Genomic DNA, 23,605 nt, shown 5'->3' with positions numbered 1-23,605 from the left:
TAAAACAGGCGAAGTTAAAAACAGGGTGAATGGCATTGAATATTTTTTTAACCGGGCTAGAGAAATAGTACGTAATAGTAGTATTCTTTGAGGAAAGAACGGAGTTTCTTATAGGCTCCTTTCTTTAGTGTATGTACGGTTTCTTTGGAGACGGACAGTTTCTCAGCAATCTCTGCATTCGAGTTGTTTTCCAGGGCCAACCGTATAATATTACGGCTTTGTGAAGGCAGTTTATCCACTGCTTCCATTACAACGCGGTGCATTTCTTCTTCTATCAGATAGTCATGGAAAGTCGATTCTTCCATACGCGCAGCTGTTGTTTCTTTATATCCTGACACCACCTGGCGATGCTCCAGTTCGTTCAAACAGGAATTGCGGGCACAGGTGTACATAAACGACCGGACCTGATAAATAAACTGAAAGTCATTTTGCTTCTGCCAAAGCCTGACAAAGCATTCCTGCACAATATCCGACGCTAATTCCTCGTCTTCCACATAGCGTTCCGCAAAGACACACAAAGGTACATAGTAGCGGTCAAACAGATTTCGAAAAACCTGTTCATCAGTTAAATTTATTTTCTCGTCATTGCTCACACTCTTTTTATAATCGCCGGATATCTAACACTTTACTATTTTTGGGTGCTTAAAGTTACATAAAATTATATATTTCACAAGAAAGCCCCGGAAATTTGAAACTTCCGGGGCCTTTTTTGTGTCTGTGTTCCTCCTTCGCAGGAGTACTGGCAGAAGAACTTTATTTTATTACTTTAGTATTAAACTGTCACTTGTTCGCCCTCGCGGGGTAATTGGCCGATGACCGCGTGACAGATTATTTTTGATTAAAAAAATTTCTTATTTTACGATTGCTTTAACAGCAGCTTCACCTTCCACAGCAACTACAACTACACCAGCAGGAGCAGCGATTTCTGCGTTGTCAGAAGAAAGAACTGTGTTAGCAATTGTCTGACCAAGAACGTTGCTGATAGCAACAGTCTTACCGGCAGCACCCTTGATAGTTACGATTCCGTTACCAGCAATTACTGAAACTTCAGATGTTGAGACACCTTCATTAGATGTTGCGAATTCTTCAGTCGGTTCGATGTTGAAGATTTCAGCGTCACGGATAGCATCTGTATAAGTTTCCATTGCAGCTACAACAGGAACACCATTCTTAATAGCAACCCATTTACCTGTTCCATCTGACGGGATCTTATGATCACCTGCTGATTCGATCAAGAAGTCACAAGCATCTGCATTAACCAAACGGAATGCGAATACCGGATTCTTAATACCGTTAGGTCTTGCTGTTGTTACCTTGTTATGGTCATTATTACCTAAGAAGATAGAGTCTTTTGCAGCAGTGCTAGCTTTACCATTACGGAAGATCACCAATGTATCACCGATATGTTTAGCATCTACAAATGCCAAACGAGTGTACTTAGTATTCCATACATAATTATTATCACCAGCAGCAACAGAGTCTTCTGCATTGATCAGGTAACGACCTGTGATGCTAGCCGGAGTAATAGTTGTGTGAGGACAAGCCAGAGAGTCTGCCAATGTAGCATGTTTGTGAGTTGATGTAGCGTTACACCAAACTGTATCAGCCTTAACAATCTGCGGATTCATTACTAACATATACTGAGGCATGTTAGTGTTTCCACGTACATAAGCTGTATCAACGAACATCGCTGATTTAGCATCTACACCCTTACCTTCAAGACCCAGGAAGTTAATATTCTTACCTGCTGAATATTTGCTTGTTGCATCTTCATACAGATATTCTTTAGCAGCACTGTTTACTGTATAGATCTTACCGTTCTGAACTGTCATATCCAGGAAGCCATCATCAGCCTTTGATACGCCCAGACGACGATACAACGGAGTGTTATCTTCAACTACAGCGAAAGTAGCGATACGTTTTTCAGGAGTGAAATAACAAGATTCTTCTACAGTAAATGCCATTGAAGCGTCACGTACACCTACACGATTCCAGTCGCTATTTACATAGAATTTCTTATCGTCTACATAACGTGAAACTTGCTGCAATGCATAGTAACAAGTAGTGTCACCTTCTTCAGAAACCAATTCGTTATTTTCTTTCAGAACAAAGTAAGAAGGAGTAATACCGCTAGTTTCGTGAGTGATTACATAAGATTTACCATCTTTACCAACTGTTACATAATAACTACCAGTAGTCAACAATGTTTCGTTATGAACACGCAGTGCATAAGCTGCTTTATAAAGCTGTACAGCACCTGCTTTTGTGCTTGCATAACCGAATTCAGTATCTTCAGAAGCAGGAACAAATTCGATGAATGTCTTACCACCCTTCAGGTCTACATAAACAGAAGAGTCACCCTTGAAGCTTACATAGTTACCCAATTCCATACCTGACAGATAATCCAAGTTGTAGAATTTTTCGTAGTCTAATGCTTTTTCAAACTTCTTGTAACCAAGGTATTTGTCTGATGTATATTTGTCAGCAACCTTAGTATAAGCCAATGTATCAATTACAGAAGTATTAGCAAATGCACCTACCTGAGCAAATACATTGTCACCAGCTTTGTACAATTGGACATTATTATAACGAACACCAAATTCACGGTTTGTGATAGTTACAGTCTGAATTCCAGCTACGCCTTCGTTCTGTTCAACAACCCACTGAGTACGTGGCATGTGATTGAAGTCCTGAGCTTTACCAAAACGCTGAGTTGTTTCTTCGTTTTCATAAGCTTTCCAGTTATCACCACAATAAGTAGCTACACGATATTTACCATTGTCATCTATTCTTGATTTCAGATCTGTTACCAGATTGAAGAAATAAACACCGGAAGCCAAAGTTGTACGTTCGTAGTTTGAATTTCCACCCAAGTAGATACGAGTGTTGATAGTTGTAGCAGATGTAGATGTGTTCGTTTTATCAGCTACACCTACTGTCACTTCACGGTGATCCTTAGCCAAAATAGCCAATTTAACCTGCTGACCAGCATATTCCGGTTTAGCTTTAGCTGTTGCAACTTCTGTATTAGTTATATCAGCATATGCTTTGTCAGTAAATGGATAAATGTAAGAAGCCGGTTCAATCATCAAAGAATCCTGAGTAGGATAATAAGTGAACTTGAAGCTATAACGACCATTGAAGTCTTCTTGTAAACGTGCATCAACCAACTGTTTTTTAGAGTTTTTCAATGCAGAATTAAATGTACCGACAGCAAATGCCAACTGATACTTATCAGAAGATACAGTTGTCAAATAAGTAGTATCTACACGCAGATATGTAGTCTTGCTTGCATCTGTTTTATTGATATTTGAAGCCAAAGATACATAATCAGCAGAAGCACCAACATATTCTGCAGCTTTTTCTACAGCAGCATCAATAACTTCAGCCACAGCTGTTTTTGCATTAGCAGCATCATGAATAGCTGTTACAGCATCATTTTCTTCTGTAGAATAATAAGATTGTTTTGTTGCATTAATAGCGGCAAGAACCTGTGCTTTATCACCATTATAGCTAGAAACTGCAGAACCTACAGTTGTTGCAATTGTATTTGCTCCTGTTGCAGCCAACTTAGCATCTTCAAAAGAACGAACTACAGCTAAAACTGCTTCAGGCGTTGGTTTTACAAAACCAGGACCAGCAACCAATGCTTTCATAGCCTTTTGAACTGCCTTCATTTCGTCGGTTGTAGCAGATGAAGCACCTACGGTAACTGCTTCTACAGCAGCATCGTAATCAGCTTTTGAATTAACGCCAGTCAATGCTTTAACTTTAGTATTAATTGCCTGAACATCTGTCAGATTAGAAGCAGCCGCTGCTGCTGCAGCATCATAATCTGCTAATGTAGCTTTTGCTGCAGTTTGAGCTGTTCCTATCGCAAAAGGAGCACCACAATCAGCTTCAGCCACTAAAGCAACCTTATCTATTAACTCCTTAAATATAACCTGATCTACAGCTGGTAAAGATATAGCTTTGATACCAATGACAAAATTTGCAAAGTCAACACTAGCTAATTTATCAATCTCAGCATCAATCAAATCTCTGATAGCCTTCTTTTGATCTGCACTAGTTTTTTTTGCAACATATTCATCTTCCATTCCTTGGATAGCCGTTTTTGCAGCAGTCAAGCTATAACCGGCTTCTGCAACTAAGCCTTTTGCATCATTTTTCAAAGAAGCTGTTGTAACAGAAGCTCCATCCACAGCATCAACAAATTCAGCATAAGTTGCAGCAGTTAAAGCGTTAATAGCAGTCTGTTGCAGCACTGCATAATCATATTCATGAGTCGCTGCAGTTTGAGCTGAAGTATATTTACCAACAGCAGTAGTAGCTTTGGTTTTTGCTTCAGCAACTGTACTTCCTTTAGCAGCCTCTGTTGCGATTGTATATACAATCTCTTTTTGAGCAGCTGTATAGCTAGGAATAATTGTTGCAATAATGGCATCTGCAACTCCAGAAGGAGTATTTACATTCTTTGCAGCTTGAGCAGCAGCTTGCGCAGCTTTAGCTACAACACTTTCACCAAGAGCCGTTACTGCTGTGTACTCTTTTAACCAAATGTTCTCAACACCATTCAACTGATCGCGAGTGAAGCCTAACTTCATCTTGCCATCTATCGGCTGGATACCCAACATAGAGTTCAAAGCATCAACCCCTAAAACAACTTCCTCTGCCTGATATGCATCAACAGTAAAAGAACTTGAAGGAGTTGTTGTCTTTGCATACACTTTCTTTGCAGAAATCGCACCTCCGTTATTTTCCAAAACCAAAGCAGAGTCCTTATGGAAATAAGACACTAAATCTTTAGCACCTTTGACAGAAGTACCAGTTCTCCATTTCCACAAAGAAACATTACCCATTGCATTTGTAGCATTTGTACCACCTAATTTTGCATCTTTTGTATCGAATGCAAGAGGAAGACCTGTTGCTTTGTTGATGAATGTATAAGAAACACCACCTTCACCATCATCTTCAGATACAATCGTCCATAAAGAAGACATCAAGTCTGCTTCATCAGCAGCAACCATCTTTAATGCCATAGTACCATTGCTCTGTTCCTGCATAACCAGAACATTAGCGCCTGAAGTCAATTGATAGGACACACCATTAACAACTGTTTCTGCCTGAGTACCGACACCGACACTCTTCACATAACTGTTGTAAGGAACAACAGCACCCACAGTTCCAACGGCACCCGCCAGCAGGACGCTGGCAACAAGCGTAGAAAACTTTTTGTTCATAATTCTAAATTTAATATTAATACTAATGTTAATGAAAACTTCTTTGTACACGTTCTATAGCTGTAATGACTAGCTAAAACGTTCCTTTTTTCTAGTCATTCTTTCCGGGTTCGTGGCCAGAACGCCCTATTTCGTACAAACTTTGCTATTCGGTTGATAAGAAAGCATATAGAGAGGGAAAATATTTTTACAAAATGATTGCAGAAACAAAACTTATATCTAAATTTGTAGACTAGAAAAAAGGAACGTTATTTCTAGTCATTCCGATTTGTTCGTAATACTCACCATAAAAGTAATTTAAATCACTTTTCCTTATATATAATGTACCCGCGTACATCTTATATATGTATTTTTTTGATATCTCATTTCCAGCACCTTACGAACACCCGATTCACCGATTTTCAAACTTCCCCCAAAATTCACCTGAAAAGCAGGTTCTTTTCTCTCTTTCCAGCCATCTGTCGGCTACTACTACGGAGGCAATTTAAACGATCCGGCATCTGCCGACAATCACCTGCGGGGTAAAGGGGAATACATGCCGAACTAATCTTTGTTCGACACAGGTCAAACAACTGTTCGACGAGTGTCAGACAGCTGTCCCATTCGGGTCGAACAGCTGTCCCACCCCTGTCAAACAAATATTAAGTGAGGAGTCAGCAAGAACAGGAAGCACATAAAGGAGATGAGAAGGAAGGAGAACAACAACAATACAAAGGTAATTGGCACTTACCCATTTGCCGATAGATTGTCATCATTATCCATAAACAACACCTTCTTCAGCTTCTGATACAGGAAGGACAGGACAAGCAGGATAACCCCCAGCATGATAAAGACAATGATCTTTCCGACCGTAGGCAGCAACCACAAATCGACAATGACCAGCTTCAGAAGAACAACGCCAAAGACAGCCAGGCTAATCATACGCAGAATCTTCAGATGCAAACGCATACCAAACGACATTTGAATAAAGCCCGCAATACTCAGGGTAATGGAAAGGGCTGCACTCGATTCATTCTGTAAACCGGAAAGATACAATATATTATGCACAGCAACTGCCCATAGTATAGTTGAAGCAATTGCAATAAACGAAGTCATCGGGTTCGCCCTTTTCTGACGGAAATCGAAAGAACGGTAATACCATTTTCCAAGAAGAAACAGATGGATCACTACAATAACGAGGGATGTCCACTGCAAAATAAACAGGGAAGAATCACCATACTCGTTGGCAACCCGCGAAAGCTGGATAAACAGACAGCCGGAAAGCCCCGCTGCCACCGCGTAAACAACAGAGAATCGCTCCATCGGAAAACGCTTCCTCAACCCTATCAACAGTAATAATAGGGTAAAGCCTGTAAAGGCCAGACAAGAACAACAACTCAACGGCCAGTACGCTATATTACGGTAGAAATCTACAATAAACGAAAGATATACCACACTACAGGCAACCAGTAACGAAATCACACTAAAAGGAATATATTTCAGGCTTGTCGCCCCGGCAAACAGTTCTTTCTCCCGTTCCATCAACCAGGCAAACAAGCCAAAGGCCAACCCGGTAAAGATCCCGGTAGCAAATGTACCGTTCAGCAACAAAGGCTGAACAAGACCTTCCGATAAGGCATTCTCCACATCGATCAGGAAAGAAATGATTGTCAGGAAAAGAAGAGCTAAAGCAAAATACTCATAAACAGTCTGCCGGAACTTTGTGAAAAACCACAGGACAGCAACCATTTCGGTAGCCCAAAGCAGCGTAATGAAACTACCTTCCAACTGAATAGGTGTGCTTATCGAAATAAAGGTCAGAAACATACCTGTCAATGCGGTAAACAGATAACCCGTATCCGACTTTCTCCGACGTATGGCAAAAGCAAGACATGCATTAACCAAAGCAATAAACAGGGTGAATGCACCTTTGATATTATAAGGCAACTGCAACTCATGGAGATACCATAAAGCAAAATAAAGATAGATGAAATTATTCAATACTACAATCATCATCAACGGCTGATTCGCTTTCTTATTATCCGTACGCAACACAGAAACGACAGGCAGCAGGAATATCAGATAAAACAAGGTGGAGAAAAGCAACAGATGGATCAATTGTCCGCTTCCGGCAATATCCAGGTCAGCCACCAGTGAATATCCCAGCATGATCACATAAGTAGCCACAAAGCCGATAACAGGTAACTCACCCCATTTCTTATACAGCGACAAACCGAACATACCCAGATTCAAAATTGTCAGATAAATAAACAGAACCAGGTAGTTTCCCATCCCGTTACTGACCAGGAAAGGAGCGATAAAGCCACCCACCAAACCTATAATAGCCAATTCGCGCCGGTTGTAAATTACCGAAAGCAGGGACATCAACACCGTCAGTACCACCAATATAACAAACGCAACAGTCTGGCTGAACAAACCATAATAATGATAAGCCATCGCCACCGTTACATAAAAAATAGCAAAAGCGCCACCCGCCAGCAGGGAACTGAATGTGCGGTAGGTGTTCTTCAGCCTTTGCGACACCACCAACAAGCCACCGCCGACCACAAAGCCCAGGATTGTACGGAATACTTCATTTATCCAATCCTTATCGATCGCATATTTAACAAACAATCCCATACCGACCACAAGGACAAGGATACCTATCTTTCCGAATAAATTCTCTCCGATGTATTTCTCGTAATCGACTTTCTTTTTCTCTTTGACGAGGCCGAACGGCTGGATCAGGGGTTGGATTTCTACCTCGTCCGACTTTTCCACAGAAACCGTAACAGGTTCTTCTGCAATATTTTGTACCGGTTCTTCTATTACTACCTCTTTCGGAATATCCTCCGTTATGATAGTCGTACTTGTTCCCGATTGCCGTTTTATCTCTTCCAACTGAGATTCCACAAACTTCTTCAGACTGTAAATATCTTTCCGGAGAGCATCTGCATGAGCATTCATCTTACTTATATGAGAATATAGGCTGACCCACACGACAACGATCAGTACGACTAGTAGAAATTCCATAACGTTATATTTAAAGATCGCAACTAAGATACGGATTTATTTGGATTACAGGCAATCAATAATCGCCCTTTGCTTTTCAAAAAATAAGATACGCTGTTTCTCCCCACTGACAGAGATCATCGTCGACGATTTCAATAGCGCCTGCATCCAGTTATAAAATATCCCGTACGCCTTCTCGTCCAGTGAAATAACCGAATTCAAGATAAAAGCACGGATCATACTGATACGCAAGCTCTTGGTTTCCAGATAACTGTAACTGGCATTAAAATTAATATTGGATATATAGAGTTGTATCGGATTACCGGTATCACTATACGTTCCCCTCGAAGCAAGAATCTCCAACTTATTAAGAAAATGCAGTAATTCTTGTTTTATCGAATGGACATCCTCCATATCGATCAGACGGATACTGCTGTAATACTGGAGATCATTTACTATATACTGGAAGATCAAAGGGTCCCATATATAAGTAGTATTCTTTATATGTTTGGATTCGATGGCTGTTACCCGCTGGACTTCCAACAATTTCTCTGCTGATTCAATATCCCGGAAATGGACACTCCTATCCGAATGGCCATACTGGTTATACCATTTAAACAAATAAAAACGGGTGATATGTGTATAATCGAGCAAAAAAATAGTTGGCAGAACGTTTATACATTCCACATTACAGGAGGCCGGATCTTCCCGTGCTTCCTTCAGTCGTTCGTTGTACAGTCCCCACATCTTGTAATCGTCTTCGATCGGATCGACATACTCCACCAGACTCAACTGGTAAGGACGACTTTTAGCCGAGTTTGTTCCGACCAGATTATCCAACGAGAGTCCTAGTTTATTGGAGATCGCCGCAATCTCCGAGAAGGAGAAAGCTACATCGCCCCTCATACGACGATAAACAGCCTCTCTCTCCAGGCTCAGTAATTCAACCAATGTGTTGGTTAAGGTTGCTTTGTGCGGTATCTTCTCTCTGATTGCGCCAACGAATTTTTCATGAATCAGGTTTTTACTCATAACAACAATTTTAATGATCGTCAATAGACAAAAATAATAAAAATAAAGATACGGTTCCTATCCGTTGCAATTTTGACTACTTTTGTACGTATTTACAAATAATCAATAATATGCATGATCTTTGCTGTATAGGGCACATCACGTTAGACAAGATAGTGACCCCTAAAAATACTGTACACATGGCGGGAGGAACCGCATTTTACTTCTCGCATGCAATCAAACATTTCAACGATATAGATTACACATTGATAACCGCGCTTGCAGAATCTGAAATGAAGGAGGTCGACAGACTGCGGTCTGAAGGAATCGACGTCGCGGTAATGCCCAGTAAACATTCCGTTTATTTTGAAAACATCTATGGAGAGAATCAGGATAACCGTACACAACGGGTATTGGCTAAAGCCGATCCCTTCACCATCGATTACCTGAAAGATGTGGAAGCAAAAATATTCCACCTGGGCAGCTTGTTGGCAGACGACTTTTCATTGGATATAGTAAAATACATGGCCAACAAAGGATTTGTCTCGGCCGACTCGCAAGGTTATCTACGGGAAGTAAGGGATAAAAATGTATACGCCACCGACTGGGTCGGGAAAGAGGAAGCACTGAAATATATCCATTTCCTGAAAGCCAATGAACTTGAGATGGTAGCACTGACCGGATACGCAGATGTTGCCAGTGCTGCTAAACAGTTATATACCTGGGGAGTAAAAGAGGTATTGATCACTTTAGGCAGTCTGGGATCTGTCATTTATGACGGACAGGCATTCCATAAGATACCGGCTTATAAGCCGAAAGAAATTGTCGATGCCACCGGCTGTGGCGACACTTACATGACCGGCTACCTGTATCAGCGTGCCAAAGGTGCCGGGATAGAAGAAGCAGGGTGCTTCGCAGCTGCCATGTCGACCATTAAGATCGAAGCATCAGGTCCTTTCAATGGAACCAAGGAAGATGTCATCCGTTGCATGGAGACGGCAGAACAACGTTTGCCGGAAATTTAAATTTAGCAAAAGGTGAAACCTTTTCAATTAATAATTAATAATGAATAATTGGGCTTCGCGCTCGGATGTTAGAAATAATTGAGCTATTATAGCAAGATATGAGCTTATGTGCCCACCGGCTAACTGTCCTTAATAAGGCAGGCTTAGTTACAGGTTCATTTGCCGTCAGTTTTAACTGACGGATTAGTAAATGCTCTCTCTCATTGGACTTTAGTCCCATTTTAAATACACACTCTCTGTTAAGAGAAATGTGGCTAAAGCCAAAAAAGGAGAAACAACTTGTAATCCGTCAGCTAAAGCAGACGGCAAATGAACCTGTAATGGCGAAGTCTCTTTGATAAGGGGATAGCTTCAATGATTGCTCAAAACTGACAAATACCGAATCATTTAAAAGCTTTACTGAACGTAGTCATCAACAAGATACATAGACCTAAAAGACCTACCACCATATAGGCATATTCCATATTGAATGCCTGCGAAATAGCGCCAATCAAGAGCGGAGCGATCAGTGAACCTATAAAGCTGATACTCGACAGAATAGTCAGAGCAATACCGACCGGTGTTTTGGACTTTGCACCGACCAAGCTATAAATTGTAGGCACCATACTGGAAATACCCAATCCTACCAACATGAAACCGAAAGAGTTTACGATCACCTTCAATACCATCGAATCAAAAGAACTTCCCAGTAGGGCCGATATAAAGAACCCAAGAAAAATAAAAGCACCGGACAACTGCAATACCCGCTGTTTACCTAATATCCGGTACGCATAATTAGCCAGGAAACGTCCTACGGTCATCATCACCATAAATACCAGGAATCCGATCTGCAACGATTTCGGTACCTGTAATACCGACTCAAAGTACACACCACTCCAGTCAAACATTGCACTTTCCACGATCAAGGCAAATAAACCTACCAAACCGAGTTTGATAAGCAGCATCTCCGGGCGTTTTATATATTGCCATTTCTCTGACTTATCTTCTTTTACAACTTCTCCTCCGGCCTTCACCTGCTCCGTATCTTCCTGCAGGTACCCCCTGCTAAACATCGTTATAAAAAGAATTATCACGGCAATCATCGTAAAATGCCAGAAAGGAGTAATACCGGAAACGATCATAATAAAACCTATCAGGGCTCCCAGACAGGCTGCCAGACTCCATCCTCCGTGAAAAGAAGCCATGATCGTCCGCCCATAAAGACGTTCGATCCCGATCCCCTGCGTATTCAACGAGATATCGCATAAATTCCAGAATACGCCAAAAGAGAACAGACATGCTCCCAACATATAGATATTCACGGCAGACCCGATAGCAAACAGGGAAACGGCATATCCCATAATACTCACCTGCACCATGATACGGCTTCCCAGTTTCGACACCAGGTAACCCGCCAATGGAATGGCTATGAATTTTCCAACCGGGATCATAAACAACACCATTCCCCAATAGAGCGCATCATTGACTGTGAATAGTTCTTTAATATCGGGAATACGACTCGCCCAACTGGAGAAACAAAGCCCCTGGGCAAGAAAAAAGGAAAGAACAGCATAACGTATATGTTCCTTCGGATAAGTAGCGAGGTTATTAAGATTCATTTTGTCAAATGTTTTGAACAAATAAAAATAGGTATATTTTCTTTATCCCGGTAATCTTTCCGATAAAAAACAATAAACCAGTTATCAATCCCCTCTCAAGCCCGGTTGATTAAAATATTATTTTATTGGAAGAAAATCAAGGTGTGAAATAGGAAAAACCAGATTTATGCATATCTTTATCACCAATTTGATCATACATTTATGAAAGGCGAATCCGAGATACATTCTTTCAATCAGCTATTTACTGATTATAAAAGTCGTTTTGTCCATTTTGCCAATACATACGTAGGCGATAATATGATTGCAGAAGATATTGCAATCGAAAGCCTGATGTATTATTGGGAAAACAGGAAAAAGATTGCGACTGACTCCAATGTGCCGGCTTATATCCTTACTATCATCAAACATAAATGTTTGAATTACCTTCAACGTCTGCGCACACGTGAAGAAATTGTCGAATATTTAAAGAACTGCGATGTTTGGGAATTAAATCTGCGGATTGCAACCCTTGAAGCCTGCAATCCGGAAAAGCTGTTTTCCGATGAATTACAGTCTTTGGTAGAAAAAGCCTTAAAAACACTGCCAGAACAGACCCGCGACATCTTTATCCGCAGTCGCTATAATAGCCAAAGCCACAAAGAAATAGCGGAAGCATTGGGTATCTCGACGAAAAGTGTCGAATTCCATATCACTAAAGCTTTAAAAATTCTACGCATAACATTGAAGGATTATTTCCCTCTACTGGCTTTCTTGCCAAGATTTTTAAACTAAGCCTCTTTCCTGAGAAAAACTTTTTTGAAAAAAGTGCCATTTTCCGTTAGGGATGTTTTTTCCTTATTTGCTATATAAGCAGAAACGGAAAAAATGGAAAAAGAAATACTATATAAGTTTTTTGACGGAAAAGCTTCCCGGGAAGAAAAAGAAGCGATCCGTATATGGCTGGAAACTTCGGAGGAAAACGAACAGGAACTATTCAGGGAGCGTGAGTTTTTCGACGCAATGATTCTGTCGGGAGATACCGGAAAGACTACGAAAGAAAAGAAATCCCGTCCTTTCTATCTGACAGCAATATTGGAAATGGTAAAACTAGCTGCCGTATTAGCGATAGCGATTACCTGTGGTACTTATGCTTATAAATCAGAGATAAAAAAGATCCGTCAGGCAATGAATACAATCACCGTTCCTGCCGGTCAACGCGTAAACCTGACCTTACCCGACGGGACAAATGTCTGGCTGAACGCCTGCTCGGAAATGAAATATCCCGCTGCATTCACCGGAGATAAAAGAGAGATCACACTGAACGGAGAAGCTTATTTTGAAGTTACCCATAACGCGGATAAACCATTCCTTGTGCAAACAAATAAATGTAACATAGAAGTATTAGGTACAAAATTCAATGTAGAAGCATATAACGACTCGAAAGACTTTTGTACTTCTTTACTCGAAGGTTCCGTCAAGATCGTCGAGAGAGAGAAACCATCCGACAACCTGATATTAACACCCAATCAGCAAGCGACTCTGGTAAACGGTCATTTATCATCGGAACCTATTGCCGATTTCGATCTTTTCCGTTGGAAAGAAGGACTTATATGCTTTAGAAATATGCATTTCAAGGAATTAATGACCCGTTTTGAGAAATGTTATGGTATACATATTATTATAGAGAATACCAATCTGGCCGATTATGTTTGCAGCGGCAAATTCCGTATATCCGATGGTATAGATAAAGCATTGAGCATCTTACAAAAAGATGCCCAATATACATTTATACGAAGCAAAGACGACTCGGCTATTTATATAAAATGATGTTTAACCCTAAAAAAGAGAGCCTATGTAAAATTGAAAGTTAACCTTTAATTAAAATGCCGACAAGTGTGGGGACACTTACCGGCATAGAATTAACACAATTATCTAACTGTATTAATAAACTTGATTTCCAAAGATATGAATAAAAAATCTTTGTCGGTGTCTTATTCTGCAAAAAGACCTCGATGTAAACAATTTTTTAGAGTCATGAAAATAACCACTTTGTTATTATTCGTGTTCATGTTCTGCCTGTACGCAGAAAATTCCAGTTCACAGAATGTAAACGTTACTATCAAAAGAAGTAATACCGAATTGGAAAACGTATTGAACGAGATTGAAAAACAAACCGATTATCTGTTCATTTATAACAAGCATGTAAATGTAAACAGAAAAGTGTCTGTCAACCTGAAAAAAGCATCTCTGGATGATGTATTGGCTAATCTGTTTGAAAAGACAGATGTGAAATACTCCATCGACGGATCGTATATCATATTGTCTGTCGGTAGAACAACAACTGCTATACCTTCGTCAGCACAACAAAGTAAAACAATCAGCGGAGTCGTCACGGATAGTAACGGTGAACCTGTTATAGGAGCCAATGTTGTCGAGAAAAGTTCAAGATCAGTAGGGACAGTGACCGATACCGAGGGTAAATTCACTTTAAACCTGGACCGTCCTTCCGGTACGTTGTTCGTTTCTTATATCGGTTATTTGACGAAAGAAGTACCGGTAGGCAGCCAGTCTTTCCTGAAAATAATTCTATCGGAGGATACCCAGAGCCTGGATGAAGTAGTTGTTATCGGCTATGGTTCCGTGAAGAAAAGCGACCTGACAGGAGCCGTCGGCTCTATCCAGGTGGATAAGATGCAAGGGATCAGTATCAAATCGGTAGATCAGATGTTACAAGGACGTACATCAGGCCTGTATATGGTACAAAATTCCGGGATGCCGGGCGCCAGTTCCACAGTACGTATCCGTGGCGGCAACTCTATCTCCGGAGGAAACGAGCCTTTATATATCATCGACGGTATGCCGGTTTATCCAAGTGCCAGTTCGAGCCAAACGGCATTAAGCCCTTTAAACTCTATTCCGACATCTGATATTGAATCGATTGAAGTTTTAAAGGATGCCTCTTCCACAGCAATCTATGGTTCACGCGGTGCCAATGGTGTAATTATCGTAACGACAAAGAAAGGTAAGAGCGGCAAAACATCCGTTGCCTTCGACGCTTACTGGGGCATTCAGAATATTTATAAAAAATACGACCTGCTGGACTCCCGTTCATTTGAACAACTGGCCAATGAAGCTTTGGTCAATTCAGGAGGTGACGCGATTTATGATGAAAGCCTGAATCCGGCAACAACCGATTGGCAGAAACTGACGTCCAACGATAATGCACTGACACAGAATTACCAGTTGAGTATCTCCGGAGGAAATGAAAAGACAACTTTCCTGACATCTTTCAATTATTTTGACCAGGAAGGTGTCATCAAGTCTACTGAGATGAAGAAATATGCTTTCAGGGCAAATATCGATCACAAAATATCTTCGACTATCAATTTAGGATTGAGTCTGACAATGACGAAAGTAGACAACAATCGTGTTGGTAACTCGGTTTTGGAAACACGCCTGACAACACCTCCGAATTTACCTGTAAACCAGGCAGACGGCAGCTATACCTTTAGTGATAACAACGGTATTATCACGTTCGACAATCCGGTTGCCATAATCAATGAAAAAGTGGATTGGAATGCTAATTTCCGCACACTGAATAATGCATTTGTCGAATGGAATATTATTAAAGGTTTGAAGTTTAAATCCTCGATTGGTATCGACATCGATTATACAACAAACAAATACTATAATCCCCGCTCAGTTTATTCCGGTAGCCAGAAAGGAGGAGAAGCAAAGAAAACTTCCAACAATACGTACACCTGGATCAACGAGAACATACTGACTTACAATAATACATGGGGAATGCATTCATTCACCGGATTAGTCGGCTATACCCAGCAATCTTCCAGCTACGACGGTTTTAATGCCGGTGCTTATGGCTTTCTGAACGATAACTTACAAATGAATAATTTAGGATCCGGCACAACTTATTCCGCACCCGGTTCGAGTGTTACAAAATGGGCTTTGAACTCCTATCTGGCACGCGTTAATTATACATTGAATAATAAGTATTTGTTCACGGCCTCCATTCGTGCCGACGGTTCTTCCCGTTTCGGTAAAGATAACCGCTGGGGGTATTTCCCGTCTGCAGCCTTTGCATGGAGAGCTTCGGAAGAGCCGTTCATTAAGAATCTGAATGTGTTCAGTAATTTAAAGCCGAGAATAAGTTTTGGTATAACGGGAAATCAGGACGGAATCGGAACTTATCCTTCATATGCATTGTTGGGGTCAACCGGTTATGTAAGCGATAGTCAAAAAGTAACGGGCTACTATCCGTCACAAGTAGCCAACACGAACCTTAAATGGGAAACCACTTCGCAGTTCGATGCAGGTATCGATCTCGGCTTTTTCAATAACCGCCTGACCGTTACGATCGACGGCTATTACAAAAAGACACACGACTTGCTATTGAAAGTCAAAATCCCCGGATCTTCCGGCTTCTCTTCCGGCTTGAAAAATATCGGAGAGGTGGAAAACAAAGGTTTTGAACTATCCGTCAATGCAACTCCGGTAGAAGGAGCCTTTACCTGGAATACCAGTTTAAATCTTACTTACAACAAAAACAAAGTGTTGGATCTGGGAGATGTCTCTTTCATCTATCCGGACCAGCCCGGACAGGATGATACAGGGACACACCTGGGACGTATCGTACAGGTAGGACAGCCTCTGGGAACATTCTATGGATATGTATATGACGGACTGTTCAGTGAATCGGATGATATCAAAGGATCTGCCCAGCCAACAGCCAAACCTGGAGACATCCGTTTTAAGGATATCAGCGGACCGGATGGCGTTCCGGACGGCATAATCAACGACCTCGACCGCACCATTATCGGTTGTGCCCAGCCAAAGGTATTCGGAGGTTTCAATAATACATTCTCCTATAAGAACTTCGACTTAAATGTAAATACGATTTTCACTATTGGAAATGATGTATATAATGGAACAAGAGTCATGATGGAGAACATGCAGGGAGCGACCAACATGTTTGCTACGACGATGGATAGATGGACTCCTACAAATCAGAATGCAGCTTTTCCAAGACCTCTCCGTTCGAAAGCCGTCTTGCGCGTATCCGACCAATATGTAGAAAACGGTTCTTACTGGCGTTTCCAGAATATCACATTAGGGTATACCGTGCCGACTGAGTTCCTGGGCTTCACGAAGTATATAACCGGTTTGCGTGTTTATGCTTCTTTACAAAACTTCTTTACGATCACAAGCTATTCCGGTGATAACCCGGAAGTAAGTAAATACGGTCAGGATAACCTGGGAGCCGGGTATGATGCCTTCTCATATCCATTTGCAAAGTCAGTGTTGTTTGGTTTGAATATAAAATTCTAATTGAGTCTAAGTTATGAAAAAGATAGCATTTATAATCGTGAGCTCAATCATGATGAGTTCTTGTACAGATATGAATCTGATCCCGGAATCCAATCTCAGCCCCGAAAACTTCTTTAAATCGGAAGAAGACGCGACTGCAGCCGTATACGGAGCTTATTCTGTTTTTACGGATAACGACATTTACAATCAGTTCTGGGAAGTGCTGCAAAGCCAGGGTACGGACGATAGTGAATGGGGCGGCGGCCGTACCACCACCAATCTGGATAAAAATGCATTGGATAAGTTTGAGTTTGACGGGAATACGAATTTGGTTTATTCTGTCTGGATCAAACATTATATAGCAGTCAACCGCTCCAATTTCGCAATAGAGAACATTTCGAATATGGGGAGCGACCTGATCAAAGAAGAAGTGAGAAGCAGGCTTGTCGGAGAAGCTAAATTCCTGCGGGCTTTAGCTTACTTCAACTTAGTCCGCGTATATGGAGGAGTACCTCTGGTACTACAACAAACGACAAAACTGGACGGATTGGAAGTGGCAAGAAATACAACCGACCAATGTTATGAGCAGATCATAAAAGACTTACAGGAAGCCAAATCTGTTTTACCTTCTGTCGGTCAACTGCCCAGCGGTTATTTAGGACGTGCCACAAAAGGTTCCGCAGCCGCCTTACTGGCAAAAGTATATTTAACCCGCGAGGATTATCAGAATGTAGTGAAAGAGACAGAGGAAATAATGCAAATGGGATATAAACTCTGGGAAAACTACGCTGATAACTTTGATGTTGAAAAAGAAAACGGACAAGAGTCTATTTTCGAAATTCAGTATAAACGGAACACTCCGGGAGTGATAGGGAGTAATTACAACGGTTTTTACCGTCCTCCCTTTGTCAATATAAACGGCTGGGTAGGATACGGCGATAACCCTGTGACATCCGATCACTATAACTGTTATGAAGAAGGAGATCTACGGCGGGATATAAATGTTCGCCTTTACACCAAAGAAGAATATCCGAATATGTCTTCTAATTATGAATTTCCCTGTTATGTGAACAAATTCCAGGATCCATCTCCACTAGCCGTAAGATCACAGGGAGGAGAAAATAATTATCCGCTATTGCGTTACTCGGATGTCTACCTGATGCGTGCAGAAGCTTTAAACGCCATCAATCCATCTGATGCAGAGGCATATAATTGCCTGAACGTAGTACGCCGCCGGGCTTTCGGGTTTAACATGAATGAAACTTCGCCTATCGATATCAAGACAGGATTAAATAAGGAGGACTTTCTGGACACCATCCTTCTGGAGCGTCGCAGAGAGTTTGCCTTCGAAGGACATCGCCGCTTCGACCTCTTGCGCACACATAAACTGAAAGAAGCGATGATGAAACAAAATCCGGCTATCGGAGCAGTGATAGAAGAAAAACATTATTTGTTGCCTATACCTGTCACCGAATTGGATGCGAATAAATTACTGGAACAAAATCCCGGATGGTAATATGAAAAGAAGAAATTTTATCAGAAACATTAGTTCTTTAGGCCTGGCATCCGTAGCAAGCGTAACACCGTTTGCTGCGGAAAATCCTACCGGCAGTTATTCACCGGATAAATCGAAGATACCGGTTTACGATGATTGGGATGTGATAGTTGTCGGAGGAGGACCTTCGGGATGTGCTGCGGCTACGGCCGCGGCACGCGAAGGTGCCAAAACATTATTAATAGAAGGAACAGGTGCTTTGGGAGGAATGGGGACCTCCGGCTTGCTAAATGCCTGGTGCCCTTTTACAGACGGTGAAAAAATCATCTATAAAGGTATTGCGGAGAAAGTCTTCACCGAATCGAAAAAAGGAGTGCCCCATATCCATTACGATAATTGGGTTCCGATAAACGGTGAATACTTAAAGGTAGTATACGATGATTTGGTAACCTCCGCCGGTGTATCAGTCCTGTTTTTCTCAACAATGGCAGCCGTCGAAATGAAACGGAAAGGAGTGGTCGACGCAATAGTTGTTGCCAACAAAGCCGGACTGTCTACTTATAAAGCAAAGGTATTTATCGATTGCACGGGTGACGGAGACCTGGCCGCCTGGGCCGGAGCCGGTTTCGTTATGGGAGACGACAGCGGTTCCGTGCAGGAAGGTACTTTATGCTTCACCGTATCGAATGTCGATCCATATGCATTTTCTATAATAGGGAATGTCCATACCAACCGGCCAAACAGTCCGATCCATTCGATCTACGGTAACCCGAAGTATCCGTTGGTAAAGGATAAACACATGAATGACAAACTGATCGGTCCCGGATTCCTGGGATTCAACGCCGGACACGTAACTGTCGACAGTACCGATCCGGCATCATTGACAGAAGCCATGATGAAAGGGCGTAAACTGGCACGGCAGTTACATGAAGGGCTGGTAGAATTCGAACCTAAATCGTTTGCGTCATCGTTTCTGGCAGGTACAGCCAATTTGATGGGGATACGGGAAAGCCGCCGGATAAAATGTGACTATACATTTACATTGGAAGATTGGCTGGAACGCCGGGAATTTAACGATGGTATCGGACGTAACTGTTATTATATCGATGTTCATAAACAGGATGCAACGGTTTATCCCCGTTACAAAAAAGGAGAATCCCACGGAATACCGTTCGGTTGCCTTACCCCTATGGATCTAAAAAATGTAATGGTTGCCGGACGTTGTATTTCGACGGACTCATATGCACATGGAAGTTTACGCGTTATGCCGCCATCCTTAGTGACCGGGGAAGCCGTCGGTATTGCTGCCGGCCAGATCTATCCATCCAAATCTCCGGATGTCCATAATGTGGATATCAAACAATTAAGAAAACGTTTACAGGAAGTAGGTCAACTGATCTGATCACAAGAATATCCGCCTTATAATCTTTCCCTTACGAAACCGGGGAAGATGTTAAGGCGGATACAGAATCTTCAGGCAACGTGAACCAGAAGGTCGAACCTTCTCTTTCTTCAGATACCACCCCGATCTCTCCTCCCAAAGACTGTACAATAGACTGGCAAATAGATAGTCCCAGTCCTGTGCCCTGGATGAAAGAATCGAATTTGGCAAACCGGTCAAAAACGTTTGCCAAGTTCTTTGCCGCAATTCCTTTACCGGTGTCCGTAACGAAAAAGCGCAAACCACCGTCAATATGTTCATACCCTATCCGGATCGAACCCGTAAACGTAAACTTACAGGCGTTACTCATAAAGTTGGAAAGCACCTGGGTCAGGCGGTTTCTTTCCGATTGTATTATATAAGATACATCCGGTATCTCGCAGATCAGTTGTACCCCCTCTTTGGTCCGGCTCTTGTAAACCTGCTCCAGGTCACGAATAATTACAGGGAGATCCACCTCCGAATAATTAAAGTCGAGTTGCCCGGCTTCGATCTTCGACAAGTCAAGAATGTCATTGACCAGTTGCAGCAACAATTCATTGTTCGTTTCAATGATCCGGCAGTATTCCTCTACCTCATCCGGATCTTCTGCCATGGTAATCAGATTAGAGAAGCCGACAATTGCATTAAGCGGCGTACGGATTTCATGGCTCATATTGGCTAGGAAAGCACTTTTCAAACGGTTGGATTCTTCGGCTTTATCACGCAGGCGGATCAGTTCATTTGTCATTTTCAGGTCGGTTATATCGCGACGGATTCCCAGGATACGCGACACACGCCCCTGATCGTCATGCTCATACGAGACTGCTTGCAACTCAAACCACCGTTCCTCTTGCTCGGGGAAAGCGATACGTGCCTGGATATCCATGACCTTATCGCTGCCATTAATCAGATCGGCCAGTCCATCCTTTACCAGTTCCACATCTTCCGGATGCACATACGACAAATAATTTACTTCCGAGATCACCCTTCTACCTTCATTTGTCAGATAGCCTTGTGTATAGAAGGTACGTTCAACCACGCTGAATTCCCAAGGGATGATCTGTGCGGCATCGATCGTAAATTCCAGTTTAAGTTTATTCTGCTCCATCTCATGCTCTTTCTTTCGAACCTCCGTGGTATCGACAAGGATAGCAACGATATAACACCGCCCGTTACTATCCGTGAGTTTCGACTTGGTCGTTACGCCCCAACGGAAACCGTTACCGGGAAGCTCATTCATAAAAACACGGTCGAAAGAGATCGGGTGGTCACTATTCAACACCAACTCATCCTCTTTCCTGTATTTTTCTGCATTCGGATCATCCACTTCAAAGTCATTTTTTCCCAGCATGAACCTCCGGTCTCCCTGATAAAACTCGTTCACTTTGCTATTATAGAACAAATAACGGTAGTCATCGGATACATCCTTTACAAAAAGTCCGACAGGCAAATTATCCACGATCGACTGCAGGAAAGTTTTCCAATTGGATATTTCTTTCTCGGCAGTAACCTGAGGAGTAACATCATGTACAAAACAGATAACCCCTCCCTCGGCAAACGGGGCTGAGCGGGCGTTCATATAATAAGTAGTTTCGCCATCGGATACTTCATAAGTAAATGAAAAAGTCTTTCCTATATTCCGGGTTTCACTGATATAATGTTCTATTGTCCGGGAAGCATCGGCATGCACCGGATACCTGACTGCCAAATCATTCATTGTTATACCGACCAGTTTTTCCTTCTTAATGCCAAGCAATATTCCCTCCTGCGGATTTATAACATCCAGAATTCTTAATTCCCGATCGTATACCAATGCCATATTGGGCATTGCTTCCAGCAACTGCATCATTTTCCGGTTCGCCGCCTTATAGCTTTTTTCTTTTTTACGCCGATAATAAAAGATAGTAAAAAACAGGATAAACATAAATACGAGTAACGAGAGTATCAGAATGATCTCTAACGAGCGTTCACACCAAAGGCCGGATTCTGAAGTGTCCTCCGACAAACAACAGAAAGAAACAGCCTCCTTTCCCCACAATACAGTAGAAAACAAAAACAAGCCCCCCAAAAAGAATATATACCTTATACTCGTCTCCCGGCCAAACAATGCCATAAACTTATTAATTTCTTTATAGGTTGCAAATATACTCAGAAAAAAGAAAAAGAAGATATGTTTATCATTGATTTATAACCAGTTTCATCAAATATAACAAGAACATACTTTGCCGGGAAATACAGACCCTCGAATGGACGCTTAAAAAAGATGGTTTAAAACGCTTCAAATAAAAATCTTATTTCTTTTTTCGATTATTATTTGATTTCAATGCAGCCTTTTGTCAACTCCTTCCATCTTATTAGTCGTACATAATTTATTAACACTAAAAAAATAAGAACGATGAAAAAGACGTTGAAATGGTCACTTGTGATGATGCTAGCTGTATTTGGTTTAACTTTTGCTTCTTGTAGTGATGATGACGATGAGACCCCGACAGTAGGAACAGTGGAAGATGTAAATGGTGAATTTACCGGAAAGATGACTTATGCTAAAGAAGCCAAAGCAACAGCAGCTGATCCCACAGCAACAGAGTTGGAACTTAAAGTCGCAAATGACTCAATTCAATTCGAAAAATTCCCTTATCAGGCATTAGTAGTAGCAATCCTGGGTGAAGAAGCTTCAAAACCTATCATTGAACAGATTGGTGATAGTCTGCAATACAAAACAAACTACACGGCAACAATGAATGCGGCAAAAGATTCTGTTGTCATGACATTAAATCCGGATCCATTGAAGATATCCATCAAAGCATTGAATATGGAAGTGGTAGTAAACATTGAAGTACCAAACAAAGCTTCTTATGCAATTAACGACAAGAACTTGAAATTCGCATTAAAAGCTGCCAGCGTAAAAGTTGGTGAAAACGCATTTCCTTTTACTCCGATGGACTTATCATTTGATATGAAGAAGAAATAAGACTAATTCTATCCAATATATAAAGGAGAATGTCCCCGATATGAGGCATTCTCCTTTTTTATTATCTATATCTTATATATATGTATAACGTGTCAGACTTTTCTCTCCTTCTTTCCGCAACAAATGATTATCGACAGCATCTTTCAGATCACGGCTGGCTGTAGCCGTTGACAGTTCTTTAAAATATCTCAGATAATCTTTACGGGTAAAAGATCGATCTGCGATATAGTCCTTAAATAAAGCAATCCTGTCACTACCTGAAATAGTTATATTTTGCGATTGTAGCAACTCTTCCAGCGATTCTTCTAAAATCCGGAGCATAAACTCTATAAAAACAGTGGATGCTCCCTGGCTATCAGCCACAGCCAACATTCGATAATATTCTTCTTGATTCTCTTTAATAAGAATATGTAAGGGGTTATATTATAAGGAGGTTTCATGCCGGTAGTATCATTTGATAGTATCAAAGGTAATAAATATATTCAAATGAGCACAAAAAATCCTCTGCCGGAATATTAATTAACATTCAACAGCAGAGGATTCTGTA

At 41.5% G+C, this 23,605-nt stretch carries 14 protein-coding genes; 7 read left to right on the top strand and 7 right to left on the bottom strand.

Annotation, left to right across the window (positions count from 1 at the left end; genetic code table 11):
• Positions 1-56 precede the first annotated feature (56 nt).
• The 4 genes from M1P97_RS18465 to M1P97_RS18450 all read right to left on the bottom strand — a co-directional run bounded on the left by M1P97_RS18465 (position 57) and on the right by M1P97_RS18450 (position 9,263).
• On the bottom strand, positions 57-593 hold the full coding sequence (locus M1P97_RS18465; RefSeq protein ID WP_195373419.1) for an RNA polymerase sigma-70 factor: 537 nt from the start codon (positions 591-593) through the stop codon (positions 57-59).
• Between the two features lie 258 nt (positions 594-851).
• Positions 852-5,240: a DUF6383 domain-containing protein gene (locus M1P97_RS18460; RefSeq protein WP_249389838.1), complete on the bottom strand. Its 4,389-nt coding sequence runs from the start codon at positions 5,238-5,240 to the stop codon at positions 852-854.
• Between the two features lie 726 nt (positions 5,241-5,966).
• Complete coding sequence (locus M1P97_RS18455) at positions 5,967-8,252, bottom strand: DUF2339 domain-containing protein (RefSeq protein ID WP_249389837.1); 2,286 nt, start codon at positions 8,250-8,252, stop codon at positions 5,967-5,969.
• A gap of 45 nt (positions 8,253-8,297) precedes the next feature.
• Entirely contained in the window at positions 8,298-9,263 is a 966-nt protein-coding gene (locus tag M1P97_RS18450; protein ID WP_195373416.1) for a helix-turn-helix domain-containing protein, read from the bottom strand.
• A 110-nt stretch (positions 9,264-9,373) separates the two neighbouring features.
• On the opposite strand from M1P97_RS18450, the gene M1P97_RS18445 reads away from it, so the two are divergent.
• Positions 9,374-10,267, top strand: coding sequence for a PfkB family carbohydrate kinase (locus tag M1P97_RS18445; RefSeq protein ID WP_195373415.1), 894 nt, complete (start codon positions 9,374-9,376; stop codon positions 10,265-10,267).
• Between the two features lie 383 nt (positions 10,268-10,650).
• Here M1P97_RS18445 and M1P97_RS18440 read toward each other — a convergent pair whose 3' ends face one another.
• A complete protein-coding gene (locus tag M1P97_RS18440) occupies positions 10,651-11,865 on the bottom strand; it encodes an MFS transporter (RefSeq protein WP_249389836.1) in 1,215 nt (404 codons plus the stop codon).
• Between the two features lie 201 nt (positions 11,866-12,066).
• Between M1P97_RS18440 and M1P97_RS18435 the strand changes: the two genes are divergently transcribed.
• From M1P97_RS18435 to M1P97_RS18415, 5 genes are all read left to right on the top strand, one after another.
• Positions 12,067-12,636: an RNA polymerase sigma-70 factor gene (locus tag M1P97_RS18435; protein ID WP_195373413.1), complete on the top strand. Its 570-nt coding sequence runs from the start codon at positions 12,067-12,069 to the stop codon at positions 12,634-12,636.
• A 93-nt stretch (positions 12,637-12,729) separates the two neighbouring features.
• Entirely contained in the window at positions 12,730-13,671 is a 942-nt protein-coding gene (locus tag M1P97_RS18430) for a FecR family protein (RefSeq protein ID WP_249389835.1), read from the top strand.
• A gap of 207 nt (positions 13,672-13,878) precedes the next feature.
• Positions 13,879-17,190: a TonB-dependent receptor gene (locus M1P97_RS18425; RefSeq protein WP_249389834.1), complete on the top strand. Its 3,312-nt coding sequence runs from the start codon at positions 13,879-13,881 to the stop codon at positions 17,188-17,190.
• A 13-nt stretch (positions 17,191-17,203) separates the two neighbouring features.
• Positions 17,204-18,685: a RagB/SusD family nutrient uptake outer membrane protein gene (locus M1P97_RS18420; RefSeq protein ID WP_249389833.1), complete on the top strand. Its 1,482-nt coding sequence runs from the start codon at positions 17,204-17,206 to the stop codon at positions 18,683-18,685.
• Between the two features lies 1 nt (position 18,686).
• Entirely contained in the window at positions 18,687-20,066 is a 1,380-nt protein-coding gene (locus M1P97_RS18415) for an FAD-dependent oxidoreductase (protein WP_249389832.1), read from the top strand.
• A 31-nt stretch (positions 20,067-20,097) separates the two neighbouring features.
• Here M1P97_RS18415 and M1P97_RS18410 read toward each other — a convergent pair whose 3' ends face one another.
• Positions 20,098-22,200: a PAS domain-containing sensor histidine kinase gene (locus M1P97_RS18410; protein WP_195373409.1), complete on the bottom strand. Its 2,103-nt coding sequence runs from the start codon at positions 22,198-22,200 to the stop codon at positions 20,098-20,100.
• Positions 22,201-22,482: 282 nt separating this feature from the next.
• Between M1P97_RS18410 and M1P97_RS18405 the strand changes: the two genes are divergently transcribed.
• Entirely contained in the window at positions 22,483-23,058 is a 576-nt protein-coding gene (locus M1P97_RS18405; RefSeq protein WP_195373408.1) for a DUF4840 domain-containing protein, read from the top strand.
• Between the two features lie 72 nt (positions 23,059-23,130).
• Here the strand turns inward: M1P97_RS18405 and M1P97_RS18400 are convergent, their stop codons facing one another.
• Positions 23,131-23,430, bottom strand: a complete 300-nt coding sequence (locus tag M1P97_RS18400) for a Fic family protein (RefSeq protein WP_229058546.1) — start codon at positions 23,428-23,430, stop codon at positions 23,131-23,133.
• Positions 23,431-23,605: the final 175 nt, after the last annotated feature.

This window comes from Parabacteroides leei, from assembly GCF_023369805.1.
GTDB classification, from domain to species: Bacteria; Bacteroidota; Bacteroidia; order Bacteroidales; family Tannerellaceae; genus Parabacteroides; species Parabacteroides leei.
Note: the sequence above shows the minus strand (reverse complement) of the source record. Positions and strands in the feature narration are given on the sequence as shown.

Bases quoted from the DNA above. Each gene is read 5' to 3' on its own strand.
- M1P97_RS18460 (WP_249389838.1), bottom strand. From the start codon at position 5,240: ATGAACAAAAAGTTTTCTACGCTTGTTGCCAGCGTCCTGCTGGCGGGT.
- M1P97_RS18455 (WP_249389837.1), bottom strand. From the start codon at position 8,252: ATGGAATTTCTACTAGTCGTACTGATCGTTGTCGTGTGGGTCAGCCTA.
- M1P97_RS18450 (WP_195373416.1), bottom strand. From the start codon at position 9,263: ATGAGTAAAAACCTGATTCATGAAAAATTCGTTGGCGCAATCAGAGAG.
- M1P97_RS18445 (WP_195373415.1), top strand. From the start codon at position 9,374: ATGCATGATCTTTGCTGTATAGGGCACATCACGTTAGACAAGATAGTG.
- M1P97_RS18440 (WP_249389836.1), bottom strand. From the start codon at position 11,865: ATGAATCTTAATAACCTCGCTACTTATCCGAAGGAACATATACGTTAT.
- M1P97_RS18435 (WP_195373413.1), top strand. From the start codon at position 12,067: ATGAAAGGCGAATCCGAGATACATTCTTTCAATCAGCTATTTACTGAT.
- M1P97_RS18430 (WP_249389835.1), top strand. From the start codon at position 12,730: ATGGAAAAAGAAATACTATATAAGTTTTTTGACGGAAAAGCTTCCCGG.
- M1P97_RS18425 (WP_249389834.1), top strand. From the start codon at position 13,879: ATGAAAATAACCACTTTGTTATTATTCGTGTTCATGTTCTGCCTGTAC.
- M1P97_RS18420 (WP_249389833.1), top strand. From the start codon at position 17,204: ATGAAAAAGATAGCATTTATAATCGTGAGCTCAATCATGATGAGTTCT.
- M1P97_RS18415 (WP_249389832.1), top strand. From the start codon at position 18,687: ATGAAAAGAAGAAATTTTATCAGAAACATTAGTTCTTTAGGCCTGGCA.
- M1P97_RS18410 (WP_195373409.1), bottom strand. From the start codon at position 22,200: ATGGCATTGTTTGGCCGGGAGACGAGTATAAGGTATATATTCTTTTTG.
- M1P97_RS18405 (WP_195373408.1), top strand. From the start codon at position 22,483: ATGAAAAAGACGTTGAAATGGTCACTTGTGATGATGCTAGCTGTATTT.
- M1P97_RS18400 (WP_229058546.1), bottom strand. From the start codon at position 23,430: ATGTTGGCTGTGGCTGATAGCCAGGGAGCATCCACTGTTTTTATAGAG.